This window comes from Demequina phytophila (assembly GCF_000971135.1).
GTDB classification, from domain to species: Bacteria; Actinomycetota; Actinomycetes; order Actinomycetales; family Demequinaceae; genus Demequina; species Demequina phytophila.
Window position 1 is genome coordinate 1 of the sequence record NZ_BBLW01000012.1, and the last position, 4888, is coordinate 4888.

Genomic DNA, 4888 nt, shown 5'->3' on the forward strand with positions numbered 1-4888 from the left:
CACGGTCCAGACTCCTACGGGAGGCAGCAGTGGGGAATATTGCACAATGGGCGCAAGCCTGATGCAGCGACGCCGCGTGGGGGATGAAGGCCTTCGGGTTGTAAACCCCTTTCAGCAGGGAAGAAGCGAGAGTGACGGTACCTGCAGAAGAAGCGCCGGCTAACTACGTGCCAGCAGCCGCGGTAATACGTAGGGCGCAAGCGTTGTCCGGAATTATTGGGCGTAAAGAGCTCGTAGGCGGTTTGTCGCGTCTGCTGTGAAATCCCGAGGCTCAACCTCGGGCCTGCAGTGGGTACGGGCAGACTAGAGTGTGGTAGGGGAGACTGGAATTCCTGGTGTAGCGGTGGAATGCGCAGATATCAGGAGGAACACCGATGGCGAAGGCAGGTCTCTGGGCCACAACTGACGCTGAGGAGCGAAAGCGTGGGGAGCGAACAGGATTAGATACCCTGGTAGTCCACGCCGTAAACGGTGGGCACTAGATGTGGGGCTCTTTCCATGAGTTCCGCGTCGCAGCTAACGCATTAAGTGCCCCGCCTGGGGAGTACGGCCGCAAGGCTAAAACTCAAAGGAATTGACGGGGGCCCGCACAAGCGGCGGAGCATGCGGATTAATTCGATGCAACGCGAAGAACCTTACCAAGGCTTGACATATACCCTCTACCCCCAGAGATGGGGGGTGCTTCGGCGGGGTATACAGGTGGTGCATGGTTGTCGTCAGCTCGTGTCGTGAGATGTTGGGTTAAGTCCCGCAACGAGCGCAACCCTCGTCCTATGTTGCCAGCACGTAATGGTGGGGACTCATAGGAGACTGCCGGGGTCAACTCGGAGGAAGGTGGGGATGACGTCAAATCATCATGCCCCTTATGTCTTGGGCTTCACGCATGCTACAATGGCCGGTACAAAGGGCTGCGATACCGTAAGGTGGAGCGAATCCCAAAAAGCCGGTCTCAGTTCGGATTGAGGTCTGCAACTCGACCTCATGAAGTCGGAGTCGCTAGTAATCGCAGATCAGCAACGCTGCGGTGAATACGTTCCCGGGCCTTGTACACACCGCCCGTCAAGTCACGAAAGTCGGTAACACCCGAAGCCAGTGGCCCAACCCCTTGTGGGAGGGAGCTGTCTAAGGTGGGATTGGCGATTGGGACTAAGTCGTAACAAGGTAGCCGTACCGGAAGGTGCGGCTGGATCACCTCCTTTCTAAGGAGCACCTACCAGGCCGCAAGGGTTTGGTCAGGATCCCATCATCAGGACCGAAAGTGTTCTGGGTGGGGCTCATGGATGGAACATCGACATGCGCCGGCAGCTTCAGTGCTGCGGTGATCTAGTACGCCTGGGGTTTCCTAGGAAGGAACGGTTGCTGTGCACGGAGGGGTTGTCGGCTGGCACGCTGTTGGGTCCTGAAGGGTCGGACGTCTTGTTCCATCTTTCAGTCCGTTAGCCCTCGTTGGGGGTGTACGGGTGCGGACCATCGGATCATCTCGAACCGCCGGCTTGGCTGGTAGGCGGGTGAGGAATGGTGGGTTCGTCCGTCGTTTGAGAACTGCACAGTGGACGCGAGCATCTTTGATTTCTGTGTGTCAAGTTTTTAAGAGCACATGGTGGATGCCTTGGCAGTAGGAGCCGAAGAAGGACGTTGTAGCCTGCGATAAGCCTCGGGGAGTTGGCAAACAAGCTGTGATCCGAGGATGTCCGAATGGGGAAACCCCGCTGGAGTCATGTCCAGTGACCCACGCCTGAACACATAGGGCGTGTGGAGGGAACGTCGGGAAGTGAAACATCTCAGTACCGACAGGAAGAGATATTCCGTGAGTAGTGGCGAGCGAAAGCGGATGAGGCCAAACCGTGCACGTGTGAGACCCGGCAGGGGTTGCGTGTGCGGGGTTGTGGGACCTTTTGGGAAGATCTGCCGGTCTTCCAAGGAGTCAGAAATCCGTGTCATAGTCGAAGGGCATTGAAAGGCCCGGCATAGAGGGTGCGACCCCCGTAGACGAAATGATGCGGACTCCTGAGAGGTATCCCAAGTAGCACGGGGCCCGAGAAATCCCGTGTGAATCTGTAGAGACCACTCTATAAGCCTAAATACTACCTACTGACCGATAGCGAATCAGTACCGTGAGGGAAGGGTGAAAAGTACCCCGAGAGGGGAGTGAAATAGTACCTGAAACCGTGTGCTTACAATCCGTCGGAGCCTCCTTAGCTGGGGTGACGGCGTGCCTTTTGAAGAATGAGCCTGCGAGTTAGTGCTCAGTGGCAAGGTTAACCCGTGTGGGGCAGCCGTAGCGAAAGCGAGTCCGAATAGGGCGTTTGAGTCGCTGGGTCTAGACCCGAAGCGAAGTGATCTATCCATGGCCAGGCTGAAGCGCGGGTAAGACCGCGTGGAGGGCCGAACCCACTTGGGTTGAAAACCGAGGGGATGAGCTGTGGATAGGGGTGAAAGGCCAATCAAACTTCGTGATAGCTGGTTCTCCCCGAAATGCATTTAGGTGCAGCGTTGCGTGTTTCTTGCCGGAGGTAGAGCTACTGGATGGCCGATGGGCCCTACCAGGTTACTGACGTCAGCCAAACTCCGAATGCCGGTAAGTGAGAGCGCAGCAGTGAGACTGCGGGGGATAAGCTTCGTAGTCGAGAGGGAAACAGCCCAGAACACCAACTAAGGCCCCTAAGCGTGTGCTAAGTGGGAAAGGATGTGGAGTTGCATAGACAACCAGGAGGTTGGCTTAGAAGCAGCCACCCTTGAAAGAGTGCGTAATAGCTCACTGGTCAAGTGATTCCGCGCCGACAATGTAGCGGGGCTCAAGTACACCGCCGAAGTTGTGTCATTCACATATGTGCTAGGCCTTCGTGGTCCAGGCGTGTGGATGGGTAGGGGAGCGTCGTGTGGCGGGTGAAGTCGCGGGGTAACCCAGCGGTGGACGCCACACGAGTGAGAATGCAGGCATGAGTAGCGAAAGACGGGTGAGAAACCCGTCCGCCGAATGACCAAGGGTTCCAGGGCCAGGTTAATCCGCCCTGGGTAAGTCGGGACCTAAGGCGAGGCCGACAGGCGTAGTCGATGGACAACGGGTTGATATTCCCGTACCGGCGAAGAACCGCCCATGACGAGGCGGACGATGCTAAGTGCCCAAAGCCGGCGAAGCCTTCGGGTGGAGCTCGGTGGCGCGCACGACCCAGATCCGTAGTAGTCAAGCGTATTAACAGGGGTGACGCAGGAAGGTAGCCGAGCGTGGCGATGGTAGTCCACGTCTAAGGGTGTAGGCCGAACCGTAGGCAAATCCGCGGTTCACACAGGCTGAGACCCGATGGTGACCCCGTATGGGGGAAATCGGTGATCCTATGCTGCCAAGAAAAACCTCGGCGCGAGGTTCTAGCCGCCCGTACCCCAAACCGACTCAGGTGGTCAGGTAGAGAATACTAAGGCGATCGAGTGAATCGTGGTTAAGGAACTCGGCAAAATACCCCCGTAACTTCGGGAGAAGGGGGGCCTGAGGCGTGAACCACCTAGCGTGGGGAAGCGTTTGAGGGCCGCAGAGACCAGGGAGAAGCGACTGTTTACTAAAAACACAGGTCCGTGCGAAGTCGCAAGACGATGTATACGGACTGACGCCTGCCCGGTGCTGGAAGGTTAAGAGGAGGGGTCAGCCGCAAGGCGAAGCTCCGAATTTAAGCCCCAGTAAACGGCGGTGGTAACTATAACCATCCTAAGGTAGCGAAATTCCTTGTCGGGTAAGTTCCGACCTGCACGAATGGCGTAACGACTTCTCCGCTGTCTCAACCGCGAACTCGGCGAAATTGCACTACGAGTAAAGATGCTCGTTACGCGCAGCAGGACGGAAAGACCCCGGGACCTTTACTATAGCTTGGTATTGGTATTCGGTGTGGTTTGTGTAGGATAGGTGGGAGACTATGAAACCGTGACGCCAGTCATGGTGGAGTCATTGTTGAAATACCACTCTGATCACTCTGGATATCTAACCTCGGTCCGTAATCCGGATCAGGGACAGTGCCTGGTGGGTAGTTTAACTGGGGCGGTTGCCTCCCAAAGAGTAACGGAGGCGCCCAAAGGTTCCCTCAGCCTGGTTGGCAATCAGGTGGCGAGTGCAAGTGTACAAGGGAGCTTGACTGTGAGACTGACAGGTCGAGCAGGGACGAAAGTCGGGACTAGTGACCCGCCGGTGGCATGTGGAAGCGCCGGCGCTCAACGGATAAAAGGTACCCCGGGGATAACAGGCTGATCCTGCCCAAGAGTCCATATCGACGGCATGGTTTGGCACCTCGATGTCGGCTCGTCGCATCCTGGGGCTGGAGTTGGTCCCAAGGGTTGGGCTGTTCGCCCATTAAAGCGGTACGCGAGCTGGGTTTAGAACGTCGTGAGACAGTTCGGTCCCTATCCGCTGCGCGCGCAGGAAACTTGAGAAAGGCTGCCCCTAGTACGAGAGGACCGGGGTGGACCAACCTCTGGTGTGCCAGTTGTTCCGCCAGGAGCACGGCTGGTTGGCTACGTTGGGAAGGGATAACCGCTGAAAGCATCTAAGCGGGAAGCCCGTTTCAAGATAAGGTTTCCATCACCTACGGGTGTGAAGGCCCCCTATAGACCATGGGGTTGATAGGCCGGACGTGGAAGCGAGGACTAACGACTCGTGAAGCTGACCGGTACTAATAGGCCAACAACTTGATTTCACATCAAGTCATCAAACGTAATGCTACGCGTCCACTGTGCGGTTCCCGAACTACGGGAAACCAACCGCAAAACCCACAGTTCCATAAAGTTGCCGCAGCCATAGCGGGAGGGAAACGCCCGGCCCCATTCCGAACCCGGAAGCTAAGCCTCCCAGCGCCGATGGTACTGCACCCGCCAGGGTGTGGGAGAGTAGGACGCTGCGGCACAT

At 57.1% G+C, this 4888-nt stretch carries 3 rRNA genes; all 3 read left to right on the forward strand.

Annotated elements, in window-relative coordinates:
- Positions 1 to 1199, forward strand: a 16S ribosomal RNA gene (locus AOM01_RS14030); the annotation flags it as partial.
- A 378-nt stretch (positions 1200 to 1577) separates the two neighbouring features.
- Positions 1578 to 4679, forward strand: a 23S ribosomal RNA gene (locus AOM01_RS14035).
- Between the two features lie 90 nt (positions 4680 to 4769).
- Positions 4770 to 4886, forward strand: a 5S ribosomal RNA gene (rrf, locus tag AOM01_RS14040).
- Positions 4887 to 4888: the final 2 nt, after the last annotated feature.